Annotated in this window: 20 protein-coding genes and 1 riboswitch; of the genes, 15 read left to right on the forward strand and 5 right to left on the reverse strand. The window is 60.5% G+C overall.

The genetic code is table 11. The features are described 5' to 3' along the window. Positions 1–38: 38 nt before the first annotated feature. From QUE41_RS16770 to QUE41_RS16780, 3 genes are all read left to right on the forward strand, one after another. Positions 39–914 (forward strand): 1,4-dihydroxy-2-naphthoate polyprenyltransferase, encoded by an 876-nt coding sequence (locus QUE41_RS16770; RefSeq protein WP_286342962.1) that lies wholly within the window; start codon positions 39–41, stop codon positions 912–914. Positions 915–1,027: 113 nt separating this feature from the next. Continuing rightward, positions 1,028–1,975, forward strand: a complete 948-nt coding sequence (locus tag QUE41_RS16775) for an IS1595 family transposase (protein ID WP_286340136.1) — start codon at positions 1,028–1,030, stop codon at positions 1,973–1,975. A gap of 119 nt (positions 1,976–2,094) precedes the next feature. Then, the gene (locus tag QUE41_RS16780; RefSeq protein ID WP_286340137.1) at positions 2,095–3,783 is read left to right on the forward strand and encodes an NAD-dependent malic enzyme; all 1,689 of its coding nucleotides are present in this window, start codon (positions 2,095–2,097) and stop codon (positions 3,781–3,783) included. Positions 3,784–3,847: 64 nt separating this feature from the next. On the opposite strand, the gene QUE41_RS16785 is transcribed toward QUE41_RS16780, so the two are convergent. Beyond that, a complete protein-coding gene (locus QUE41_RS16785) occupies positions 3,848–5,797 on the reverse strand; it encodes a propionyl-CoA synthetase (protein ID WP_286340138.1) in 1,950 nt (649 codons plus the stop codon). A 132-nt stretch (positions 5,798–5,929) separates the two neighbouring features. Between QUE41_RS16785 and QUE41_RS16790 the strand changes: the two genes are divergently transcribed. The 8 genes from QUE41_RS16790 (at position 5,930) to QUE41_RS16825 (ending at position 16,102) form a co-directional block, all read left to right on the forward strand. Further along, positions 5,930–6,337 carry a MerR family transcriptional regulator gene (locus QUE41_RS16790; RefSeq protein WP_286340139.1) on the forward strand — a complete coding sequence of 136 codons (408 nt, stop codon included), beginning with the start codon at positions 5,930–5,932 and terminating at the stop codon, positions 6,335–6,337. Positions 6,338–6,422: 85 nt separating this feature from the next. After that, a complete protein-coding gene (locus tag QUE41_RS16795) occupies positions 6,423–7,592 on the forward strand; it encodes an isovaleryl-CoA dehydrogenase (RefSeq protein WP_286340140.1) in 1,170 nt (389 codons plus the stop codon). 48 nt (positions 7,593–7,640) lie between these two features. Then, the gene (locus tag QUE41_RS16800; RefSeq protein ID WP_286340141.1) at positions 7,641–9,248 is read left to right on the forward strand and encodes a carboxyl transferase domain-containing protein; all 1,608 of its coding nucleotides are present in this window, start codon (positions 7,641–7,643) and stop codon (positions 9,246–9,248) included. A 9-nt stretch (positions 9,249–9,257) separates the two neighbouring features. Beyond that, positions 9,258–10,040, forward strand: a complete 783-nt coding sequence (locus QUE41_RS16805) for an enoyl-CoA hydratase-related protein (RefSeq protein WP_286340142.1) — start codon at positions 9,258–9,260, stop codon at positions 10,038–10,040. Beyond that, positions 10,040–11,992, forward strand: coding sequence for an acetyl/propionyl/methylcrotonyl-CoA carboxylase subunit alpha (locus QUE41_RS16810; RefSeq protein ID WP_286340143.1), 1,953 nt, complete (start codon positions 10,040–10,042; stop codon positions 11,990–11,992). Before QUE41_RS16805 ends, QUE41_RS16810 begins: the two co-directional genes overlap by 1 nt. After that, a complete protein-coding gene (locus QUE41_RS16815) occupies positions 11,992–12,897 on the forward strand; it encodes a hydroxymethylglutaryl-CoA lyase (protein WP_286340144.1) in 906 nt (301 codons plus the stop codon). The genes QUE41_RS16810 and QUE41_RS16815 overlap by 1 nt, the downstream gene beginning before the upstream one ends. Further along, positions 12,894–14,840 carry an acetoacetate--CoA ligase gene (locus QUE41_RS16820; protein ID WP_286340145.1) on the forward strand — a complete coding sequence of 649 codons (1,947 nt, stop codon included), beginning with the start codon at positions 12,894–12,896 and terminating at the stop codon, positions 14,838–14,840. The genes QUE41_RS16815 and QUE41_RS16820 overlap by 4 nt, the downstream gene beginning before the upstream one ends. Positions 14,841–15,172: 332 nt before the next feature. Further along, entirely contained in the window at positions 15,173–16,102 is a 930-nt protein-coding gene (locus tag QUE41_RS16825; RefSeq protein WP_286340146.1) for a LysR family transcriptional regulator, read from the forward strand. 121 nt (positions 16,103–16,223) lie between these two features. On the opposite strand, the gene QUE41_RS16830 is transcribed toward QUE41_RS16825, so the two are convergent. From QUE41_RS16830 to QUE41_RS16845, 4 genes are all read right to left on the reverse strand, one after another. After that, positions 16,224–16,802, reverse strand: a complete 579-nt coding sequence (locus QUE41_RS16830; protein WP_286340147.1) for a thymidine kinase — start codon at positions 16,800–16,802, stop codon at positions 16,224–16,226. 136 nt (positions 16,803–16,938) lie between these two features. Next, positions 16,939–18,522, reverse strand: coding sequence for a Na+/H+ antiporter NhaC family protein (locus tag QUE41_RS16835; protein WP_286340148.1), 1,584 nt, complete (start codon positions 18,520–18,522; stop codon positions 16,939–16,941). An 89-nt stretch (positions 18,523–18,611) separates the two neighbouring features. Continuing rightward, positions 18,612–18,809, reverse strand: a riboswitch (Lysine riboswitch). Positions 18,810–18,898: 89 nt separating this feature from the next. Next, on the reverse strand, positions 18,899–19,825 hold the full coding sequence (locus QUE41_RS16840; protein WP_286340149.1) for an electron transfer flavoprotein subunit alpha/FixB family protein: 927 nt from the start codon (positions 19,823–19,825) through the stop codon (positions 18,899–18,901). Beyond that, on the reverse strand, positions 19,825–20,574 hold the full coding sequence (locus tag QUE41_RS16845; RefSeq protein ID WP_286340150.1) for an electron transfer flavoprotein subunit beta/FixA family protein: 750 nt from the start codon (positions 20,572–20,574) through the stop codon (positions 19,825–19,827). Before QUE41_RS16845 ends, QUE41_RS16840 begins: the two co-directional genes overlap by 1 nt. Before the next feature lie 311 nt (positions 20,575–20,885). Here QUE41_RS16845 and QUE41_RS16850 point away from each other — a divergent pair, with 311 nt between their 5' ends. The 4 genes from QUE41_RS16850 to QUE41_RS16865 all read left to right on the forward strand — a co-directional run bounded on the left by QUE41_RS16850 (position 20,886) and on the right by QUE41_RS16865 (position 23,795). Continuing rightward, a complete protein-coding gene (locus tag QUE41_RS16850; RefSeq protein ID WP_286340151.1) occupies positions 20,886–21,284 on the forward strand; it encodes an H-NS histone family protein in 399 nt (132 codons plus the stop codon). Positions 21,285–22,127: 843 nt separating this feature from the next. After that, positions 22,128–22,493 carry an Rcs stress response system protein RcsF gene (gene rcsF / locus QUE41_RS16855; RefSeq protein ID WP_286340152.1) on the forward strand — a complete coding sequence of 122 codons (366 nt, stop codon included), beginning with the start codon at positions 22,128–22,130 and terminating at the stop codon, positions 22,491–22,493. Further along, complete coding sequence (gene tsaA, locus QUE41_RS16860) at positions 22,483–23,190, forward strand: tRNA (N6-threonylcarbamoyladenosine(37)-N6)-methyltransferase TrmO (RefSeq protein WP_286340153.1); 708 nt, start codon at positions 22,483–22,485, stop codon at positions 23,188–23,190. The genes rcsF and tsaA overlap by 11 nt, the downstream gene beginning before the upstream one ends. After that, positions 23,187–23,795, forward strand: coding sequence for an acyltransferase (locus QUE41_RS16865; RefSeq protein ID WP_286340154.1), 609 nt, complete (start codon positions 23,187–23,189; stop codon positions 23,793–23,795). Before tsaA ends, QUE41_RS16865 begins: the two co-directional genes overlap by 4 nt. The last annotated feature ends 8 nt before the right edge of the window (positions 23,796–23,803 follow it).

The following is a 23,803-nucleotide window of genomic DNA, read 5'->3' on the forward strand; positions in this document are numbered from 1 at the left end:
ATAATGCGGTCATAACCAAATCAAGAGACCCTATGAAACTGAGTTACTGGATGATGGCGATTCGCCCCCGCACCCTGCCCGCGGCCATCGGGCCCATTCTGGTGGGCAATGTGCTGGCTTTCTATCATCAGGACTTCTCCGCCCTGGTCGCCTTTGCCTCCATGGTCTGCGCCGTACTGCTGCAGATCGGCGTGAACCTGGCCAACGACTACTTCGATTTCAAGTCCGGCGTGGACACCGATGAGCGCCTGGGCCCCACCCGGGTCACCCAGCAGGGGCTGCTCTCCCCCACCGCCGTGCGCAATGGCATGATCCTCTCGCTGACCATTGCCACCCTGATCGGCCAGTACCTGATCTTCGTCGGCGGCTGGCCCATCGCCTTCCTGGCCCTGTTCGCCCTGGCCGGTGCCCTGTGCTACTCAGGTGGCCCCTACCCCCTGGCCTCACACGGCCTGGGCGAGATCGCCGCCTACGTCTATTTCGGGCTGGTAGCCGTCGTCGGCTGCTACTTCATCCAGACCGGCACCACGGACGCCAGCGCCTGGCTGCTGGCCAGTGCCGTGGGTCTGCTCAATGCGGCCATCATGCTGGTGAACAACACCCGGGATCGCACCACAGACATCAAGGCGGGCAAGCACACCCTGGCGGTACGCCTTGGGCTGGAGCGCTCCCAACTGCTGTACCAGATGCTGATCGCCGCCCCCTACCTGATGGTGACCCTGGGCTGGCTGATGGGGATGCTGCCGGGCGCCACCGTGGCCGCCTGTGCCGCCTCCATCCCCATGGCCAAGGCCCTGGCCATGGAGTTTGCCAGCACCGAGGGCGCCGCCCTCAACCCGCTGCTGGGCCGCACCGCCAAGCTCACCATGATCTTCTCCGGCCTGGCCTCCGGCGGATTGCTGCTGGCCCTTTGAGGCTTGAATACGACACTCATCAGGGGCTCAGTTGAGCCCCTTTTTTGGGCTGTGTCTGCGTTAACTGTTGAGGTTCTATAATTAGGGTAACTCTTTGATAGAGAGGGCCCGTTATGGATAGTTCAGCTTTTGCCCGTATCCTGCGTTCCCTGCCTGAGCTTACGCCCAGTCAACGAGAACAGCTCCTTACTCATGTGCGCTTCGATGCTCCTGCCGTCGTAGCGCTACTCATTGAAAACCATCCTAAAGATTGTCCACATTGCCACGAGGAAGCTCTACGCCCTTGGGGCTCAAGCCATGGCCTGCCTCGATTTCGGTGCCGTGCCTGTGGCAAAACCTCTAACCCCTTAACGGGCACGCCTTTGGCACGATTACGCATGCGCGAACGCTGGTTGGAGTACGCACTTTGCTTGAACGATGGCTTGACCGTTCGCCGAGCTGCAGCCCAATGCCAAGTTAATAAAAACACTGCGTTTCTGTGGCGACATCGATTTCTGAAATTGATAGCTGACATGCGACCTGAAAAGGAACACGGCATTGTTGAAGCCGATGAAACCTTCTTTTTGAAATCGTACAAAGGGCAACGAAACCTTCCCTGGCCAGCGCGTCAGCGTGGTGGTGTTAGCAAGACCAAAGGCGGTGGTAGTGAAGACCAGGTATCGGTCCTGATAGTGCGCGATAGGTCGGGTAAGACGGCGGACTACATGCTGAAGAAACTGGATGCAGCACATGTCACGACGGCTTTGGACTCGATTTTGGATAAGGATGCCTGTCTGTGTACTGACCGTGCTGGCGTATATTTGTCTTACGCAAAATCAAAGAGAATCAGACACGAGCCCATCAAGGCATCAGGTCCGCGCAGGCGAGGTCCCTTCCACATCCAGAACGTAAACGCCTACGACAGCCGGTTGAAAGGGTGGATATCAAGGTTTAAAGGGGTGGCGACCAAGTATTTAGGAAACTACTTGGGCTGGCACAGAATGCTGGACCGGCATAAGTACCGGCCCAGCTCTGAGCAGTGTCTGTTCGAAGCTGTTGGGTGGGGTTCAACAGTTACTTAGGACACAGCCCTTTTTTGTGGCACAAAACTAATTTCCCCAGAAGCAGTGATCTGGGTCACGGCGGGCCTTCAATTGAGGTACACTATGCAAGGTCTAAAACAACAAACAAAATCATGCCGATGGAAGACAACAAACGCCCCCTATATATCCCCTATGCCGGTCCCGTGCTGCTGGAGACCTCCCTGCTGAACAAAGGCTCCGCCTTCAGTGAGGAGGAGCGCGAAGCCTTCAACCTCAACGGCCTGCTGCCCCACGCCATCGAAACCATCGAGGAACAGGCAGAACGGGCTTACCAGCAGTTCCAGCACTTCACCAACAACATGGACAAGCACGTCTACCTGAGAAACATCCAGGACACCAACGAGACCCTGTTCTATCGCCTGGTGAACAACCACATCAGCGAGATGATGCCCATCATCTACACCCCCACGGTCGGCGAGGCCTGCGAGCAGTTCTCCAACATCTATCGCCGCGCCCGGGGGCTGATGCTCAGCTACCCCAACCGGGACAAGATCGACGACATCCTCAACAACGCCACCCGCCACAACGTCCGGGTGATCGTAATCACCGACGGTGAACGGATTCTGGGTCTGGGGGACCAGGGCATCGGCGGCATGGGGATCCCCATCGGCAAACTCTCCCTCTACACCGCCTGTGGCGGCATCAGTCCTGCCTACACCCTGCCCATAGTGCTGGATGTGGGCACCGACAACCCGCAGCGGCTCAATGACCCCATCTACATGGGCTGGCGCAACAAGCGCATCTCAGGCGAGGAGTACGACGCCTTCGTCGAGGAGGTGCTCAGCGCCGTTCAACGACGCTGGCCCGACGCCCTGGTGCAGTTCGAAGACTTTGCCCAGAAGAACGCCATGCCCCTGCTGGAACGCTACAAAGACCGGCTGTGCTGCTTTAACGACGACATCCAGGGCACCGCCGCGGTCACCGTCGGCTCGCTGCTGGCCGCCTGTAAGGCCGCCGGTACCCAGCTCAAGGAGCAGACCGTCACCTTCCTCGGCGCCGGCTCCGCCGGTTGCGGCATCGCCGAGGCGATCATCGCCCAGATGGTTTCCGAGGGCCTGGAGGATAGTGATGCCCGGGCACGGGTGCATATGGTGGATCGCTGGGGCCTGCTGCAGGAGGGAATGCCCAACCTGCTGCCCTTCCAGCAGAAGCTGACCCAGAGCCTGGAGAAGACCCAGGGTTGGAGTGAAGAGGGCAGCGGCGTCTCCCTGCTGCAGGTGATGGAGCACGCCAAGCCCACCATCCTTATCGGCGTCAGTGGTGCCCCGGGGCTGTTCACCGAAGAGGTGATCCGCACCATGCACAAGCACTGCCCCCGCCCCATCGTCTTCCCCCTGTCCAACCCCACCCGCCGGGTGGAAGCGATGCCGGAAGACATATTGCGCTGGACCGACGGCCAGGCCCTGGTGGCCACCGGCAGCCCCTTCGACCCGGTGATCTTGGACGACGCCACCTACCCCATCGCCCAGTGCAACAACAGCTACATCTTCCCCGGGGTCGGCCTGGGTGTGCTGGCCTGTAAGGCGGAGCGGGTCACCGACACCATGCTGATGGCCTCCAGCCGCGCCCTGGCGGAGTGCTCCCCCCTGGCCAACGACGGTGAGGGCGCCCTGCTGCCGCCCCTGGAGGAGATCCAGGAGGTCAGCAAGCAAATAGCCTTTGCCGTGGCCCAGGCAGCCATGCGCGATGGCGTCGCCAAACTGATGAAAAACGTCGACCTCAAGGACAAGATTGAGGGGATGTTCTGGCAGCCGGAATACCGCCGCTACAAGCGCACCAGCTTCTGATCCAAACGAAAAAAAAAAGAGGTGCCTGATGGCACCTCTTTTTCTATGGGCCGCTGACGCAATCCTAGGAGAGATCCAGCACCGGCTGCTCCGGGGTATTGAGCCCCATCTGCGCCAGGGCCTGGCTGATCACCAGCAGCGCCTGGGGATCTTCAATGGTGGCCGGCGTCTTCACCGCCTCACCATTGGCAATTTTGCGCATGGTGCCGCGCAGAATCTTACCCGAGCGGGTCTTGGGCAGTTTTTCCACCACCCCCACCAGCTTGAAGGCCCCCACCGCCCCCACCTCGGCACGCACCAGGGCCACCAGCTCCTTCTTGATGGTCTCCAAATCCTTGTCCATCCCCTGCTTGAGCACCACCAGTCCCAGGGGCAGCTGGCCCTTGAGGCTGTCGTTGATGCCGATCACCGCCGCCTCGGCAACGGCGTTGTGGTGAGACAACACCTCCTCGAAGCGACCGGTGGAAAGGCGATGACCCGCCACGTTGATGATGTCGTCCACCCGCCCCATCACATAGAGGTAGCCCTGCTCATCCATGTAGCCGGCATCGCCGGTGAGGTAATAACCGGGATAGCGGGCCAGGTAACCGTCGCGGTAGCGGTCATCGTTGTTCCACAGGGTCATCAGGGTCCCGGGAGGCAGGGGCAGCTTGATGGAGATGGCACCGCTCTGATTGGGCGCCACTGGGGTGCCCTCTTCATCCAGTACTTCCACCTGATAGCCGGGCACCGCCAATGCCGGAGAGCCCGCCTTGATGGGCAGGGGGGCAATCCCCATGGGGTTGGCGCAGATGGACCAGCCGGTCTCGGTCTGCCACCAGTGATCCACCACAGGCACCTTGAGCATGTCCGCTGCCCAATTCAGGGTATCCGGGTCGCAGCGCTCCCCCGCCAGGAACAGCGCCTGCAGGGAGCTGATGTCGACCCCCTCCAACAGGCTGGCACCGGCGTCCACCCGTTTGATGGCGCGGATGGCGGTGGGCGCGGTAAAGAAGGATTTCACCTTGTACTTGTCGATGATCCGCCAGAAGGCACCGGCATCCGGGGTGCCCACAGGCTTACCCTCATAGAGGATGGTGGTGGCCCGGGCCAGCAGCGGCCCATAGACGATGTAGGAGTGACCCACCACCCAGCCCACGTCGGACGCCGCCCAAAACACATCGCCGGGGTCGATGTTGTAGATCGCTTTCATCGACCAGGCCAGCGCCACCGCATGACCGCCATTGTCACGCACCACCCCCTTGGGGCGGCCTGTGGTGCCTGAGGTGTAGAGAATATACAGGGGATCATCGGCCCCCACCTCCACACACTCTGCAGGCTCGGCGCACTCCACCAGCGCCTGCCAGTCGAAGTCCCGTCCTTCCTGTAACTCCGCCTGACACTGGGGACGGGCAAAGATCACCGTACTGGCCACCTGGTGCTGAGATTGGGCCAGGGCCGCATCCAGCAGCGGCTTGTAGGGGATCACCCCTGAAGGCTCAATGCCACAGGACGCGGAGATCACCAGCTTGGGCTGGGCATCGTCGATGCGGCTGGCCAGCTCCGGCGGGGCGAAGCCGCCAAACACCACCGAGTGGATCGCGCCTAACCGGGCACAGGCCAGCATCGCCACCGCGGTCTCCGGGATCATCGGCATGTAGATCACCACCCGGTCACCCTTGCCGATGCCCAGCCCCTTGAGGGCCCCGGCAAAGGCGGCCACCTGCTGCTGCAGCTCAGCATAGCTGACGGCACGCTCGGTGCCGGTCACCGGGCTGACGTACTGAATGGCCGTCTGCTCACCAAAGCCCGCCTCCACGTGCCTGTCCACCGCGTTGTAGCAGGTGTTCAGGGTCGCGTCCGGAAACCAGCGGTAGAAGGGGGCCTGGCTGTCGTCCAGCACCCGGTCCACCGGTTTCATCCATGTAATTGTCTGGGCAGCCTGGCTCCAGAATCCCTGAGGATCCTGCCACGCCTGCGTCTGCATCTGTCTGACCTTGTCCAACGGCATCTTTGCCTCCCTGGTCGAATTCACACTCTCCCCTGAATTTGTATCAAAAGGGAGAGCGGTGCCCCATTCGACCAAGGGCTAACACCCCCTTAACAACTTTACCTTTACGTAAACTTCCTATATGGTGAACGGAAGTGATTTTAGACCGGTACCACCATGACTCAGAACCAAGAAAAGGGCAGCGTGACCTACTCCATCAGCGATCTCGCCCGGGAGTTCGACATCACCACGCGCAGCATTCGCTTCTATGAAGATCAGGGCTTGCTCAGCCCTGCGCGCAGGGGGCAGACCCGCATCTACAGCCTGCAGGACAAGGTGCGCCTGAAGCTGATCCTCAGGGGAAAACGCCTGGGCTTCTCCCTGGCGGAAACCGGTCGCCTGTTTGATCTCTACGACGCCGACAAGAGCAGCGGCACCCAGTTGCAAACCATGCTGGAGCTGATCGAAACCAAGAAGGCCGATCTTCAGCAACAGATGGACGACATCAAGGTGGTGATGATGGAACTCAGCTCCGCCGAACAGCAATGTAAGCAGGCACTGGAAGAGCTAACCGCAGAAACCTAGTGTTTCACACATAACAAGCGGTCCCTCTTTTTGCGGCCGGAGCGCCGCCAGTCTTGCTGCCCACAAGGACCCAAGGGGAGAAGATATGAGCCTTTACCAACCCAATTTCAACTTTGGCTTGGACGATACGCTGGAGATGCTGCGAGACTCGGTACGGGATTTTGCCCAGGCCGAAATCGCCCCTCTGGCCAGTGACATAGACCAGAGCAACACCTTTCCCAGCCATTTGTGGCAAAAGATGGGCGAGATGGGGCTGCTGGGGATCACCGTCTCCGAGGAGTATGGCGGCGTCAACATGGGCTACCTGGCCCACGTCATCGCCATGGAGGAGATCTCTCGGGCCAGCGCATCCGTAGGCCTCTCCTACGGCGCCCACTCCAACCTGTGCGTTAACCAGATCCACCGCAACGGCACCGAGGCCCAGAAGGCCAAATACCTGCCCAAACTGGTCAGCGGCGAGCACGTGGGCGCTCTGGCCATGAGCGAGCCCAACGCCGGCTCCGACGTGGTCTCCATGAAACTCACCGCCCGCCTCGAGGGTGACCACTATATTCTCAACGGCAACAAGATGTGGATCACCAACGGTCCAGACGCCGACACCTACGTCATCTACGCCAAAACCGACCTGAATGCCGGCCCCAAGGGGATCACCGCCTTTATCGTCGAGCGAGGCACCCCGGGCTTCACCCAGGCCCAGAAGCTGGACAAGCTGGGGATGCGCGGCTCCAACACCTGTGAGCTGGTGTTCCAGGATGCCCCAGTCCCCGTTGAAAACGTCCTCGGTGGCGTCGGCAAAGGGGTCAACGTGCTGATGAGCGGCCTGGATTACGAGCGGGTCGTCCTCTCCGGTGGCCCCCTGGGGATCATGGCCGCCTGCCTGGATCAGGTGGTGCCCTACATCCATCAGCGGGAGCAGTTCGGCAAGGCCATTGGTCAGTTCCAGCTGGTCCAGGGCAAGGTGGCAGACATGTACACCCGCTCCAACGCCTCCCGTGCCTACGTCTACGCCGTCGCCCAGGCCTGCGACCGCAAAGAAACCACCCGCAAGGACGCCGCCGGAGCCATCCTCTACTCCGCCGAACTGGCCACCCAGCTGGCCCTGGATGCCATCCAGCTGCTGGGGGGCAACGGCTACATCAACGAGTACGCCACCGGCCGCCTGCTGCGGGACGCCAAGCTGTATGAGATCGGCGCGGGGACCTCGGAGATCCGCCGCTTCCTCATCGGCCGCGAACTGTTCAACGAAACCGACTGATCCCATGGAGCGGGGCCTCTGGGCCCCGCCAGTTAAGGACTGACTAACGTGACCATACTCCGTTCCAGCATCAATCGGCAGGACGCGGGCTTTGTGGCCCGTCACAATGCCATGGCGGATCTGGTGGCCGACCTCAAGGCCACCCTGGACGCCATTCTTCCCGGGGGCAACGAGCGTGCCCGCAGCAAGCATCTGGGCCAGGGCAAACTGTTGCCCCGCCAGCGGGTCGAGCGACTGCTTGATCCCGGCGCCCCCTTCCTGGAGATAAGCCAGTTGGCGGCCCATGGCTGCTACGAAGACAATGTCCCCGCCGCCGGGGTGATCGCCGGCATCGGCCGGGTCTCTGGGGTCGAGTGCATGATCGTCGCCAACGACGCCACGGTAAAAGGGGGCACCTACTACCCCCTGACCGTCAAGAAACACCTGCGGGCCCAGGAGATCGCCGAGAAGTGCCACCTGCCCTGCATCTATCTGGTGGAGTCCGGTGGCGCCTTCCTGCCCCGCCAGGATGAGGTGTTCCCGGACAAGGACCATTTCGGCCGCATCTTCTACAACCAGGCCAACATGTCCGCCAAGGGGATCCCGCAGATCGCCGTGGTGCTGGGCCTGTGTACCGCCGGGGGCGCCTATATGCCCGCCATGGCGGATGAATCGATCATCGTCCGCGAGCAGGGCACCATCTTCCTGGGGGGACCGCCGCTGGTGAAGGCGGCCACCGGCGAGGAGGTCACCGCCGAGGAGCTCGGCGGAGGCGCGGTGCACACCCAGATCTCCGGGGTGGCCGACCACCTGGCGGAGAACGACGAGCACGCGCTGCAGCTGGCCCGCCAGTCGGTGGCCCGTCTCAACCACAAACGCCAACAGGCTCTGGCGGATACCCCCATCCTGCCGCCCCGCTACCCCAGTGATGAGCTCTACGGCATCGTCGGCAGCAACCTTAAGCAGCCTTTCGAGGTGCGGGAGGTGATCGCCCGACTGGTGGACGATTCCGACTTCGACGAGTTCAAGGCCGGCTATGGCGCCACCCTGGTGTGTGGCTTCGCCAAGCTCTATGGCCAGCCGGTGGGGATCCTGGCCAACAACGGTATCCTCTTCTCCGAGTCGGCCCTCAAGGGCGCCCACTTCATCGAGCTGTGCTGCCAGCGCAACATCCCCCTGCTGTTCCTGCAGAACATCACCGGTTTCATGGTGGGCAAGAAGTATGAGCACGAAGGGATCGCCAAGCACGGCGCCAAACTGGTGACCGCGGTTTCCTGTGCCCGGGTGCCCAAGTTCACCGTGGTGATCGGCGGCAGCTACGGTGCCGGCAACTACGGCATGTGTGGCCGCGCCTACGACCCCACCATGATGTGGATGTGGCCCAATGCCCGCATCTCGGTGATGGGCGGTGAGCAGGCGGCCAACGTTCTGGCCCAGGTGCGCACCGACGCCCTCGCCCGCAAGGGGGAGAGCTGGAGCGACGAGGCCCAGGCCTCCTTCAAGCAACCCATAGTCGAGCAGTATGAGCGTCAGGGACACCCCTATTACGCCAGTGCCAGACTGTGGGACGACGGCATCATCGACCCGGCCCAGACCCGGGAAGTGGTGGGCCTGGCCCTGACCGCTGCCATGAACGCCCCGGCCCAAGAGACCCGCTACGGCGTGTTCCGCATGTAAGGAGAGCCCATGGAGTTTCAGTATCTGACCCTGAGCCGCCAGGGCGGCGTCGCCCGACTGACCCTGAACCGGCCGGACAAACACAACGCCTTCGGCGACACCATGATCCAGGAGCTGAACCAGGCCCTGGCTCACCTGGCCAAAGAGCCCCCCACGGTGCTGGTGCTGGCCGCCAACGGCAAGCACTTCTCCGCCGGCGCCGACCTGGCCTGGATGAAGAGCCAGGTAAATCTGGATGAGCAGAGCAACATCCGCGACGCCAGGGAACTGGCCAGGCTGATGCACAGCCTGGATCGCTTCCCCAGCCCTACCCTGGCGCTGGTGGACGGCGCCGCCTTCGGCGGGGCATTGGGCCTGATCGCCTGCTGCGACATCGCCCTGGCTTCCCCCCGGGCCCGCTTCTGCCTCTCCGAGGTCAAGCTGGGACTGATCCCCGCGGTGATCAGCCCCTTTGTCGCCCGCGCCATGGGGCAGCGTCAGGCCCGGCGCTTTATGCTCAGCGCCGAACAGTTCGACGCCGACACCGCTTTCCGCCTGGGGCTGGTGCACCAGGTATGCGACGACCTGTCTGCCGAAGGCGAGACGATGATCGCCACCCTGACGGGTAACGGTCCAAAGGCGATGCAGGCCTGCAAAGCCCTGCTGCACACCATAGAACAACACCCCTTCGATGAAGCCCTGGCGCAGCTGACCGCCGAGGCCATTGCCCGCATCCGGGTTTCAGACGAAGGGCAGGAGGGGCTGGGCGCCTTCTTCGATAAGCGTCCCCCCAGTTGGCAAGGAGAGAATTGATGCTGACCAAAGTACTGATCGCCAACCGGGGCGAGATCGCCTGCCGGGTGATACGCACCTGCCGGGAGCTGGGCATCGCCACTGTGGCGGTCTACTCCGAAGCGGACCGCAGCGCCCAGCATGTGCTGATGGCCGACGAGGCCCTGTTGCTGGGCCCGGCCCCGGCCACCGAATCCTACCTGCGCGGTGAGGCCATCATCGAGCTGGCCAAGGCCCACGGTGTGGACGGCATCCACCCCGGCTACGGCTTCCTCTCCGAGAACCCCGAATTTGCCCGGGGCTGCGAAGCCGCGGGCATTCGCTTTATTGGCCCTGGCGCCGACGCCATCGACAAGATGGGCTCCAAGAGCGCTGCCAAGGTGATCATGGCCGATGCCGGCGTGCCCATGCTGCCCGGCTACCACGGCAAGGACCAGAGTGATGACTGCCTCACCGATGAGGCCAGCAAGATTGGCTACCCCCTGCTGGTGAAGGCCGCTTTCGGCGGCGGCGGCAAGGGGATGCGCATCGTCAATCAGGCCAATGAGCTGGCCGAGGCTCTGGCCACCGCCCGTCGGGAAGCCGCCTCCGCCTTCGGCAACGATACCCTGCTGCTGGAGCGTTACCTGTCGGCCCCCCGCCATGTGGAGGTGCAGGTGTTTGCCGACACCCAGGGGAACTGCGTCTACCTGTCCGACCGGGACTGCTCCATCCAGCGACGCCATCAGAAGGTGGTGGAGGAGGCTCCGGCCCCCGGCCTAAGCGACGCCCTGCGCCAGGAGATGGGCGAGGCCGCCTGCCGCGCCGCCCAGGCCATCGATTACGTGGGCGCCGGTACCGTGGAGTTTCTGCTGGATGAGCAGGGGCGCTTCTACTTTATGGAGATGAACACCCGATTGCAGGTGGAACACCCGGTTACCGAGCTGGTCACCGGCCAGGATCTGGTGGAGTGGCAGCTGCGGGTGGCCGCCGGCGAGCCCCTGCCCCTGGCGCAATCTCAGGTTCAGGTGACCGGACACAGCCTGGAGGTGCGCCTCTACGCCGAGGACCCCCAGCGGGAGTTTCTGCCCGCCACCGGCACCCTGACCCGCTTCGATGTGCCGGCCAGCCTGCGCCTGGACAGCGGCGTGGTCGCCGGAGACAGCATCAGTGCCCACTACGATCCGATGATCGCCAAGCTGATCACCTATGGCGACAACCGCAGCCAGGCCATCGCCCAGATGATTCGTGGCCTGCGCCAGACTCAGCTGGCGGGGGTCACCAGCAACCTGGCGTTTCTGGCCCGCATCGTCGCCCATGATGACTTCAGAAACGCGGTGCTGGACACCGGCTTTATCGAGCGTCACTACCCTATGCTGACCAAGGCCGATGACCTACGTCAGCGGGCGGCCATCGCCGCTGCCCTGGTGGCCAGCCGCCCAGATGCGGAGCACTCACCCTGGCAGAGCGCCGTCGGCTTCCGCCTCAATCAGCGCGCCCATCTGGGGCACCAGCTGGAGGATGAGCATGGCGAACGTTACAGCCTCAACCTCAGAGGCGAATGGCCCGCCTTCACCCTGACTCTGGATGATCAGGAACACTCCGTGGTGGCCGACCTGGATGAGCAGCAGATCCGCATGGAGCTGGATGGTCATCTGTGTCACTGGCCCTATGAGCGCTGCCACGAAGCGATCACCCTGTTCCTGCCCGACGGTCCCTTGCGCTTTACCCAGGTTCGTCACGGCACCCAGTCCGGCGACGAGGAGGGGGAGGACTCGCTGAAGGCACCGATGAACGGCACCATAGTGGCGCTGCTGTGCGACCTGGAACAGCAGGTGGAAGCGGGCCAGTCCCTGCTGGTGATGGAAGCGATGAAGATGGAGTACACCATCACCGCGCCCTATGCCGGCAAGGTCACCGCCCTGCCCTTCTCCCCGGGCCAGCAGGTGAGCGACGGTGTCTCCCTGGTGGCCCTGGAAGCGGCGGAGGAGTAATGAACCAAGCAAAAATCGTCGAGGTAGGCCCCAGAGACGGCCTGCAAAACGAAGCCGGGGTCACCCTGGCGCAGCGCATCGCCCTGGTGGATGCCCTGAGCCAGACTGGCCTCAAAGAGATCGAAGCGGGCAGCTTCGTCTCCCCCAAGTGGGTGCCTCAGATGGCGGACGCCGACCAGCTGTTCAGCCGCATCAACCGCCAACCGGGGGTGCGGTACAGCGCCCTGACCCCCAATCTCCGTGGCCTGGAGTCGGCCCTGAGCGTAGGGGTGGACGGGGTGGCGGTGTTTGGCGCCGCCTCCGAGAGCTTCAGTCAGCGTAACATCAACTGCTCCGTGGCCGAGTCCCTGGAGCGCTTCCAGCCGGTGATGGCCGCCGCCCGGGAAGCCAATGTGCCGGTGCGTGGCTACGTCTCCTGCGTGCTCGGTTGTCCCTATGAGGGCGACATTGAGGTGGCCAAGGTGGTGGAAGTGGCCCAGACCCTGTATCAGATGGGCTGCTACGAGATCTCCCTGGGGGACACCATAGGCGTGGGCACCCCGGCCAAGGCCAAAGCCATGGTGGCGGCGGTGGCCCAACAGGTGCCGGTCTCGGCCCTGGCCCTGCACTTCCACGACACCTATGGCCAGGCCCTGGCCAATGTACTGGCCTGCCTGGAGCTGGGGATCACCACCTTCGACAGTGCCGTAGCCGGCCTGGGGGGCTGCCCCTATGCCGCCGGTGCCTCCGGTAACCTGGCTAGCGAGGATCTGGTCTATATGTTGGAAGGGATGGGGATCGACACCGGGGTCAACCTGGACGCCCTGGTGCTGGCAGGCGCGCAGATCTGCCGCAGCCTGAATAAAGCCCCCACCAGCCGGGTGGCTCAGGCCTGGCTGGCCAAACACAAGGAGAAGCAGGGATGAGTAACAGCCCATTGTGGCAACCGTCACAGGCGCGGCGCAGTGCCACCCAGATGGAGCAGTTCCGCGAAGACCTGAATAGGGATCTGGGGCTGAACCTGACCGACTATGACCAGTTGCATCGTTGGAGCGTCGACCACCCCGGCCTCTTCTGGCGGGAGATCTGGCAGCGATTCGGTGTTCAGGGCACCGTGGGTGAGACCCTGCTGGCCGACGCCGACAAGATGCCGGGGGCACGCTTTTTCCCCGAAGCCAGGCTTAACTTCGCCGAAAACCTGTTGCGTTACCGGGATGACCGCATCGCCCTGGTCTACCGGGACGAAGCCAGCAACCGGGTCGCCCTCTCCTACAATGAGCTCTATCATGAGGTGGCCAGACTGGCCGCCCACCTGCGTGGCCTGGGAGTCGAATCCGGGGACCGAGTCGCCGCCTTTATGCCCAACCGCATCGAGACCGTGGTGACCATGCTGGCAGCGGCCAGCCTGGGCGCCACCTTCAGCTCCTGCTCACCGGACTTCGGCTTCAACGGCGTACTGGACCGATTCGGCCAGATCCGTCCCAAGGTCCTCATCGGCGCCAGCGGCTACCGCTACAACGGCAAGGTGATCGACTGCAGCGACAAACTGACCCAGATAGCCGAGGCCATCGACTCCCTGGAGCAACTCATCGTGGTGCCCGCCTTCGATAACACCGCAGAAGTGGACTCCCCGTTGGCCCTGGCCTGGAGTCAGGCCCTGGACAACGAGGCCCGCTCGCTGAAGTTTGAGCCCCTGCCCTTCGACCACCCTCTGTATGTACTCTACTCCTCCGGCACCACAGGCAAACCCAAGTGCATCGTCCACGGCGCCGGCGGCACCCTGCTGCAACACCTCAAGGAGCACCGGCTGCACACCGACCTGCACCGGGAGGATGTGCTGTTCTACTTCACCACCTGCGGCTGGATGATGTGGAACTGGCTGGTCAGCGGCCTGGCGGTGGGCGCCACTCTGGTGCTGTACGACGGCAGTCCCTTCGCCCCGGGTCCCGAAGTGCTGTGGCAACTGACCGAGCAGGAGGAGGTGAGCATCTTTGGCACCAGTGCCAAGTATATAGCCGCCCTGGAGAAGGCGGAGTACTTCCCCGCCCGTCACCACAGGCTGGACAACCTCAAGGCCCTGCTGTCTACCGGTTCTCCCCTGGCCCATGAAGGCTTCGACTTTATCTATAAGGAGATAAAGCAGGAGCTGTGCCTCAGTTCCATCTCGGGCGGTACCGACATCGTCTCCTGCTTTGCCCTGGGGAACCCGGCCAAGCCGGTCTACCGGGGACAGCTTCAGTGCCTGGGGTTGGGGATGAAGGTCCAGGTGTTTGACGAGCAGGGACAGGCACTCCAGGGTGAAAAGGGCGAGTTGGTGTGCACCGCTCCCTTCCCTTCTATGCCTGTGGGCTTCTGGGGGGACGAGGACGGCACTCGCTATCACGATGCCTACTTCGCCCGCTTCGACAATGTCTGGGCCCATGGCGACTACGCCGAAACCACCCCACAAGGGGGCCTCATCATCCATGGTCGCAGCGATGCGGTGCTCAATCCCGGCGGGGTGCGCATCGGCACCGCGGAGATCTACCGCCAGGTGGAAAAGGTGGAGCAGGTACTGGAGAGTCTGGCCATAGGTCAGCAGTGGCAGGATGACGTTCGAGTGGTGTTGTTCGTGGTGCTTAAGAGTGGATTACAGTTGGACGACACGCTGAAGCACACCATTTGCCGCACCATCCGCGCCAACACCACCCCCCGTCATGTGCCGGCGAAGATCGTCCAGGTGTCAGAACTGCCCAAAACTTTGTCTGGCAAGCTGGTGGAGCTGGCAGTGCGAAAAGTGGTGCATGGAGAGGCGGTCAACAACACCGACGCCCTCGCCAACCCGGACTCACTGAAACAGTTCGTCAACATCCCAGATCTGACCAGTTAACACCAAAAACGCGGCCATTACCTGAACTTAACAGGGATGGCCGCACTTTTCCTATTACCATCAAAAACTTACACACTTAGTTAAGCTCAAAATGAACAAAATTAGGGGGTAAAGCAATCATAACTTAAAATGCTTTTTTAATAAAAACATCTGATAAAGCCCCTCTTAAATCAACCGCTTAAAGTTGCAAATGAAAAGTGTGAACTGCTACCTAAGCTGATCTATTGCGCAAATTCGTTACCGCATGTTAGATTCCGCGCCCAGATAGTTATCAAAATTTGACTAAGATTCACTAACAAGACGAAATTAGTTTTTTTAACTCGGAAGGTGCCATGCCAGTTTTAATGCGGGACTTTGATTCCATCGATATACGGCTGCTGATCGTCTTCCGCGCCGTGGTCTTTACCGGGAGCTTGAGCAAGGCCGCTCGCAAGCTTTCCGTAACCCCAAGCGCAGTCAGCCAGTCACTGTCCAAGCTGAGTAAATATTTCAGCCATCCCCTGTTCACCCGTACCAGCAACGGTCTGGAGCCTACCGACTTCGCCATGGAACTCTATGGCTACGTCAACTCCGCCCTGGACCTGCTCCAGGACGGCGTGGAAAGCCTGAGCGACTTCGACGCCGCCAACAGCAAGCGTCGCTTCCGCATCGCCGCCAACCACATCCTGGACCTCATCGTGCTTCACCCCCTGGCACGCCGGGTTGAGACCTTCAACAACCAGTTGAAGATCACCGTCAACAACCTGGTTGAAGAGGAATCCAAGATCATCGACAGCCTGCAGATCGACAACAACGATCTCTGCCTGGTGGCCCTGAAAGTGGACATGAAGTCCATCATTCAGGAGAAGCTGCTGGAGGAGGAGATGGTGGTCCTGGGCTGCAGAAACAACCCGCTCACCAAAGAGGTGATCGACATGGACACCTACCTGTCCCAGCGTCACGTCCGTTACGCCGTGGGCCAGATCGGTTACAAGATGGGTAACGCCCTGAACCTGGGCTATGTGGATGAGCGTGAGGTGTTCCTGGACACCAACAACCCTTTCAATGCCATGATGATGGCTCAGGAGAGCGACTCACTGGTCACAGTGTCACGCTGGCTGTGGGAGAAGTATGGCCGTCAATTCGATCTGGCCGAGGTCAAGACCTCCTTCGACATCCCCAAGGTGCCTCTGTACCTGACCTACCTGAAGAAGATGGAAGACAGCAAGGCCAACCGTTGGCTGCGTGATCAGGTCAAAGAGACCCTTAGCAAGATTCGCTGATCTCTCCGCAGGAAAGGACTCCTGCCCTCCCCTCCCGAAACACCGCCACTTTATTCTCTCTCAGCAAGCAGCAGAAAAAGAAACAGCAGCCGAAGCTGCCGTATCTCATTGCGTCTGATGCTCAGTCCCAGGCCAGTTCCCGGTAGTGGGTCCGGCACATGGAAACATAGCTGTCATTGCCACCGATATGCACCTGATCGCCATTGCGAACCGGCTTGCCTTCCCCATCCATGCGGACCACCATGTTGGCCTTGCGGCCACAGTGGCAAATGGTTTTCAGCTCCACCAGCTTGTCCGCCCAGGCCAACAGGTAATGGGAGCCCTCGAACAGCTCACCCTGAAAATCGGTACGCAGGCCGTAACAGAGTACCGGGATATCCATCTTGTCCACCAGATAGGTCAATTGACGTACCTGCTCCTTGGTGAGGAACTGACACTCATCAACCAACAGGCAGTTGACCTGCTGCTGCTCATTGCGCTCCAGAACCATGGTCAGGAGATCATCCTCACGACGGTAGATCAGCGCATCTGAAGAGAGGCCGATACGGGAGGTCACCTTGCCCACCCCGTAGCGATCATCCAGACCGGCGGTCATCACCAGCACCTCCATGCCGCGCTCGCGATAGTTATAAGCGGACTGCAGCAAAGAGGTGGATTTTCCGGCATTCATGGCCGAATAGTAGAAGTAGAGTTGAGCCAAAATTCTTCCCCCTGAAAAATTCTCGGACAGTCTAACCAAAAGGCCGGATCCGGACCAGAGTTAACCGCCTGAAACTGTGCGCCGGCTCGACGCTCTCTGCATAAAGAAAGCCCCGCTAAGCGGGGCTCATTTAACGTTACTCGGTGACCGCCGTCGTCCTGTTCGGCGCGCACAGGCGTCTGAGCACTAAGACCACCAGCAACAGGCCCAGGGTGGCCGTGGCAAAGCCCAGCACCACCGACCCGGTCATCCCCAGCACCAGGTAGCCCGCCAGGGAGATCACCGCCGTCAGCACCGCATAGGGCAACTGAGTGGTGACGTGGTCGATGTGGTGACAACCCGCTCCGGTGGAGGAGAGGATGGTGGTATCTGAGATGGGCGAGCAGTGATCACCGAATACCGCCCCGGCCAGCACCGAGGAGAGCATGGGCAGCATCAGTGCCAGATCCACCGCTTCCGCCATATTGGCGGCGATGGGCAGCATGATGGCGAAGGTGCCCCAGCTGGTGCCGGTGGCGAATGCGGCAAACCCGCTGAGGACAAACAGCAGCGCCGGCAAAGACCAGGCGGGCAGGTTGCCCTGGGCCAGGGAGGCCATGTACTCACCGGTGTTGAGATCGCTGATGATACCGGCAATGGTCCAGGCAAACAGCAGGATATAAATAGCAGGCAACATCGACTTGGTGCCGCTGATCACCGCCTTCACCATATAGCCCACGGGCACACCCTGCATCAGGCTGAACATCAGGGTGAAGATCACCCCGGCCAGGCCGGAGTAGAACAGGGACCAGGCCACATCGGTGTTTTCGAAGGCGCCGATCAGGCTGAAGGCTTTACCGTCGGCGGCCAGGGCCTGATTACCGGAGAACAGCATCAGGGCGACGGTGATGGCGATCAAAAAGCCGATGGGCGCCACCAGCCCGGCCACCCGACCGTTGTCCGCTTCCGGCAGATCCAGCTCCTCACCGGGGGGCACGCCGCGGGACTCCTCCCACAACTGACCGGCACGGGCACGCTGCTCGGCCCGGGCCAGGGCACCGAAGTCCAGGCCAAAGTAGACCACCGCCAGCAGCAGCAGGAAGGCGAAGATGGCGTAGAAGTTCATGGGCACCATCTGAATAAAGGCACTCAGGTAGCCGATCTCCGTCATGCCGTGGGTGGTGAGCAGGCCACCGATCAGGGCGATGATGTACGCTCCCCAGGAGGAGATGGGGGAGATCACGCAGATGGGCGCCGAGGTGGAGTCGATGCAGTAGGCCAGCTTCTCCCGGGACACCTTGTAATGATCGGTCACCGGCCGGGCCACGGAGCCCACCACCAGGGTATTGAAGTAGTCATCGATGAAAATCACCACGCCCAGCGCCATGGTCATCAGCTTGGCATCCCGCCCGGAGCGAATCCGCTTGCGGGCCCAGGCGGCAAAGGCCCGGGTCGCGCCGGAGACGGAGATCAGGGCGGTCATGATCCCCAGCAACACCAGAAATCCCAGGGTGTAGAGGTTCCAGGCGGCAGGCGCGCCATCGTCCCACACCAGGGTCAGGGCCCGGCCGGAGAGCTCGGACAGCGCCGTCATGGGCGCAAAGTCCACCAGCATCAGGGTGCCCAGCAGAATACCCAGCCCGAGGGAGAGCAACACCTTGCGGGTCATGATCGCCATCCCAATGGCAACCAGGGGAGGCAGAAGAGAGAGTGCCGAATCGGCGTAACTAATTAAGGCCATCGTTATCTTATCGTTGTGGATTAGCGATGGAGGCAACTGACACGACTGTGCGTCGAGGGAGGGATATGCAGAGAATAGAAACCCACCGTCCTTTCAGTAGCGCTCCATAGTAAAAAAGCATCCGAGCTCCTCTCGGAATTTACTATGGCAGTGCTGCTCCTGTTAAAAGCAGCCCCAGCGGCCAGGGATGATGCCCTGCCCACTTCGGCATCGACTCCTTTCCACCGGCGTCGTCGGGTATCAACCTCGACCGGCGTACTGATAGGCGATGCGCCTCTACCTAAATCGGTACTCGCAAAAAGCGAAGGCGGCATTCTAACCGCAAGTGTCCCTCACTTGTCCGGCAGATGCCGCCATAATGTGAGTTAAATCACATTTATAACAGTTCTGTGAGCTTAGGAACAGCCTCAAACAGGTCTGCTTCCAGGCCATAATCGGCAATCTGGAATATAGGCGCGTCCGGGTCCTTGTTGATCGCCACGATCACCTTGGACTCTTTCATCCCCGCCAGGTGCTGAATGGCACCGGAGATCCCCACGGCGATGTAGAGATCCGGGGCAACGATCTTGCCTGTCTGACCCACCTGCAGATCGTTGGCCACGAAGCCTGCGTCTACGGCTGCCCTGGATGCGCCGATGGCGGCACCCAGCTTGTCCGCCAGCTGTTCGATCAGGGCAAAGTTCTCACCGCTGCCCAGTCCACGGCCTCCGGAGATCACCACCCGCGCCGCACCCAGTTCAGGGCGCTCGGACTCAACCAGTTCCTCGCCGACAAACTGGGTCAACTCGCTCGACTTGACGCTGTCCAGGGCATGAATTTCCGCCGGTGCCTGCTCAGCCACCGCATCGAAGGCACTGGTCCTGATGGTCAGTACCTTCTTCTCATCCAGGCTCTGCACCGTCGCCAGGGCATTGCCCGCATAGATGGGACGGACGAAGGTATCGTCAGACTCGATGGCAATGACATCGGAGTGCTGTGCCACGTCCAGCAGGGCCGCAACCCGGGGCAACATATCCTTACCCTTGGCGCTGGCTGCCGCCAGAATGTGGCTGTAATCAGCGGCCAGTTCCAGCACCAGGTCGGCCACAGGCTCCGCCATCTGGTGGGCGTAGGCCGCGTTATCCGCCACCAGTACCTTGGTGATGCCGGCGAGCTTGGCGCCCTGCTCTGCGGCGGTCGCGGCGTTGTCGCTGGCCACCAGCAGATGAAGGTCCTGCCCCAGTGCCGATGCGGCACCCACCACCTTGGCACAATCGGCACTCAGGCCCTGCTTATCTACTTCTGCAATAATGAGGATCGCCATTACACCACCTTCGCTTCATTCTTCAGCTTATCCACCAGCTCTTCCACTGAGCCCACCATGACGCCGCCGCTGCGCTCAGCGGGCGCGGTCACTTTCAACGTCTTCTGATGAGACCCCAACTGCAATTCAAAATCTGCCACAGTCACGATATCCAGAGGCTTTCGCTTGGCTTTCATGATATTGGGCAGGGAAGCATACCTGGGTTCATTGAGACGCAGATCCGCCGACACCACGGCGGGCAGCTTCAGGCTCAGGGTCTGGATACCACCGTCAATTTCGCGGGCCACCTTAATCTGATCGCCGTCCACGTCCACACTGGAGGCAAAGGTGGCCTGACCCATACCGGCCAGCGCCGCGGTCATCTGAGCGGTCTGGTTGTTGTCACCGTCGATGGACTGTTTGCCGAAGAGCACCAGAGAGGGCTGCTCCTTGTCAATCACCGCCTTAAGCACCTTGGCGACAGAGAGGGGTTCCAGGGCATCATCATGCTCCACCAGAATCCCCCTGTCTGCACCCAGCGCCATGGCAGTGCGCAGCTGTTCCTGTGCCACCTTGAGGCCAATAGACACTGCAATAATCTCATCAGCGTGGCCTTTTTCCTTCAGCCTTACCGCTTCCTCTACTGCGATCTCGCAGAAGGGGTTGATCGCCATCTTCAGATTGGCCAACTCGACATCGGTCTCGTCTGCCTTAACCCTTACTTTTACATAGGGGTCGACCACCCGCTTAATGGGAACCAGAATCTTCATAGTACGTCCTTTGTTGAGCGCCGGATTCGACTTTGCCTAACACTGCTCACCACTCTAATTACTGTTGACGTTAACGTCAACCTGAACCAAGGTCGCAAGGCCCCCAGGCGACGGCGAATCCGGCTCAGGAGAGTTTCAGATGACTTTTAAAAAGGAAGATGAACTTTAACAAAAGTAAAATGTCATCATTTGGGAATGCAAAACTCTATTTAATCGCTAAATTAATCGGAATATTTTGCAGACAAGTAATATTTTGCATGCTAGTCTAAACACTGATCTATATACACACTCATATTTAGGTTGATTCAACGATGGCTGATTTCCTCGAAATTTTGACTCACGGTCGCCGCTTGAAGGCTCAAGTTAAAGAGCTGGAGCTGGATGAACTGAAAGACGTAATTGCTAAACTTCAAAAGATTGCTGATGAGCGCGAAGCGGAAGCTGAGGCTGAAGAAGCCGCTCAAGCTGAGCGTCTGGCGAAAATTGAAGCAATTCGTAAGCAACTGGCCGAAGACGGTATTAGTGTTGACGAGCTGAATGCACTGGAAGGTGCTGCTCCTCGTCGCAAGCGTGCTCCTCGCCCTGCCAAATACCAAATTGAAGTAGATGGCGAGATGATTACCTGGACCGGTCAAGGCCGTACTCCTAAGGCAATCAAGGAAAAGCTGGACCAAGGCCACTCTCTGGAAGAGTTCCTGATCGAGCAATAAACTACAGTTTCCTGAAAAAGCGGTCGCCTATGGCGGCCGCTTTTTTTTGTCTGCGGGTAATAGAGGGCAGCGCTTAGCAGCGCCGATATATAGTATTCCAGGAGGATATAAAGACCCACCCAGCACGACATGGATAAAATCCTTTATAATCATGCACTAAACTCATATCCCTCCTCAGCCATTAGCCCCTTTGCCCCGGCCCCTATATCGTGCAGAAGGGTATTAACGCCCACCCGATGCCCCGATAAGTCAGGGTGTATGCCCTCGGAGGATGTGACATTTCAATTACGTAGATTGAACCGGGATAAAAGCGAAGCTGAATTTAAGCTGAATATACTTATGCTACGGCTACGATATCGAAGAATAGAAACCTTTGATGACCAGATGTCACCACCGGGCAGTGCTTTATTGAGCTCAACAAGGTCAGTTTGACCCTTTCAATTCAGCACTTTTGTAAACCTTTGTTGAGCATGACTCATCACCACCAAGTTCTCCGGGGGGCATACCATGGCTATTTCCACACTCTTTTAAGAGCAAGGCGATTTTGAAGTAACCAAATGTTAACTCCTGCTTCCTATATGAGGAGGCATAAGCTCAGCTCTCTTTTAGCTCTCCCTTTAACCCACCTAAGGACAGCCATCATTCCAATGGCTATTCTTTACCAGGTTAACCCGGCAACTAAAGAAGACTCATTGGTCAATTTTGCACCAGCATCGAATGTCATACTCACCAGTGGCAAGTTATAAGCCGGCATTATATTTCAGTCCGGAGCCCCTCAGACTTTCTCAGGCCACATATACGCTGTGTTACACTAAGGCGATAAAAGCACCAAAGAGATCCCCCATGAGACACTCCATCATCGCCACACTCTTGTTACTTGGCGGCTGTAGTGCCAATTTCGAGTTCAACAGTAATCTGGACTCCGAGGCAACCCGCGACTATTTCAAAGCCGGTCAGGTTGCCCTGTATCAGGGCGAGGCACCACCTCCGGGTAAGGATCTCGGTTGGCTGGAGGCCACCAGCTGCCAGCAGAGAGAATCCGACCCCGCCGCCAGCCCGGCGGATGCCCGCACTCAGCTGCGTCGCAAGGCTGCAGAATTGGGGGGCAATGCCCTGTGGGTAAGCCGCTGCGCATCTCTGCCCGCCGATGACCACTGTCTCTCGGCCATCACCTGCTACGGCCAGGCCTTGGAGCAATATGAAGATTGAGATTGAGCCGGTCGCCATCTGCCGCTCCCCCTATAAGCAGAAATTTGCCATCCCCCGACAACCTCGCCTGGTGCCCGCGGCCCTGGGCCGCCTGGAGCTGCAGGGTGAGTGCAACAACCCGTATCTGCTCAGAGGGCTGGAGCAGTTCGATACCCTTTGGTTGATCTTTGCCTTCCACGAAAACCTGGCACAGGGATGGAAGCCCACGGTTCGGCCCCCCAGACTGGGCGGCAACACCCGGGTCGGAGTTTTTGCCACCCGGGCCACCTTCAGGCCCAACGGCCTGGGGTTGTCGGCGGTCAAACTGAAAGGGGTTGGCCAGCACAAGGGCCAATACTACATAGACGTTGAGGGCATAGATCTGCTGGATGGCACCCCCATCTACGACATCAAACCCTACATCCCCTACTCCGACGCCCTGCCTGACGCAGCGGGAGGGTTCGCCCAGGAGGCGCCGCCCGCCATGCCAATGGAGGTCAGCCCTCAGGGCAAGGCGGCTTTGGCAAGGGCCGAAGCCCTCTGCCCAGGCTTCACTGAGCTGGCCTCCCAGGTTCTGGCCCAGGACCCTCGTCCCGGCTACAAAAAGGAGGAGGGGGAGCGGGTCTATGGCGTTCAGCTGCATCAGTTTGATCTGCGCTGGCAGGTAAAGGAGGGGCGCAACCTGGTGGTGGATGTGGTGCCTCTGGAGAACTCATGAGTGAGCGTTACCGACAGCAGCACAAGCGGCGCCTGAACTGGATGCCCTGGCTCTACTACCGCCTCAAGCCCAAACACCTGGAGTGGGCTCGCCCCTGGCAGGATGAGCTGCAACGAGAGCTGGAGTCGATGGAGAGTGTCAGCTTTGGCCAGAACTGTTTTCTGGCCGAGGAGTGCGCCATCTTTGCCGAGCCCGGACGGGAGGTGAAGATCGGCGACCGCTGCATGCTGGCCACCGGCAGCTTCCTCCATGGCCCCATCACCCTGGGAAACGAGGTCAGCATCAACCATGGTTGCAGCCTGGATGGTGGCCGAGCCGGCCTGACCATCGGCGACCAAAGCCGCCTGGCCAATAACGTCAGCATCTATGCCTTTAATCACGGCATGGAGCTGGACCGCCCCCTCTACCAGCAGGGGGTCAGCTCCAAGGGGGTCACCATAGGCAAGGATGTGTGGATCGGCGCCAGAGTCAGCATCGTCGACGGCGTCTCCATAGGGGATCACGCCGTGATCGGCATGGGCGCCGTGGTGACCAAAGATGTGCCGCCCTATGCCAAGGTGGCGGGCAACCCGGCCCGCATCATAGGGGATCGCCGGGACACATAAGGAAGCGG

The sequence above is a fragment of the Ferrimonas sp. YFM genome (assembly GCF_030296015.1).
Classification (GTDB): Bacteria; Pseudomonadota; Gammaproteobacteria; order Enterobacterales; family Shewanellaceae; genus Ferrimonas.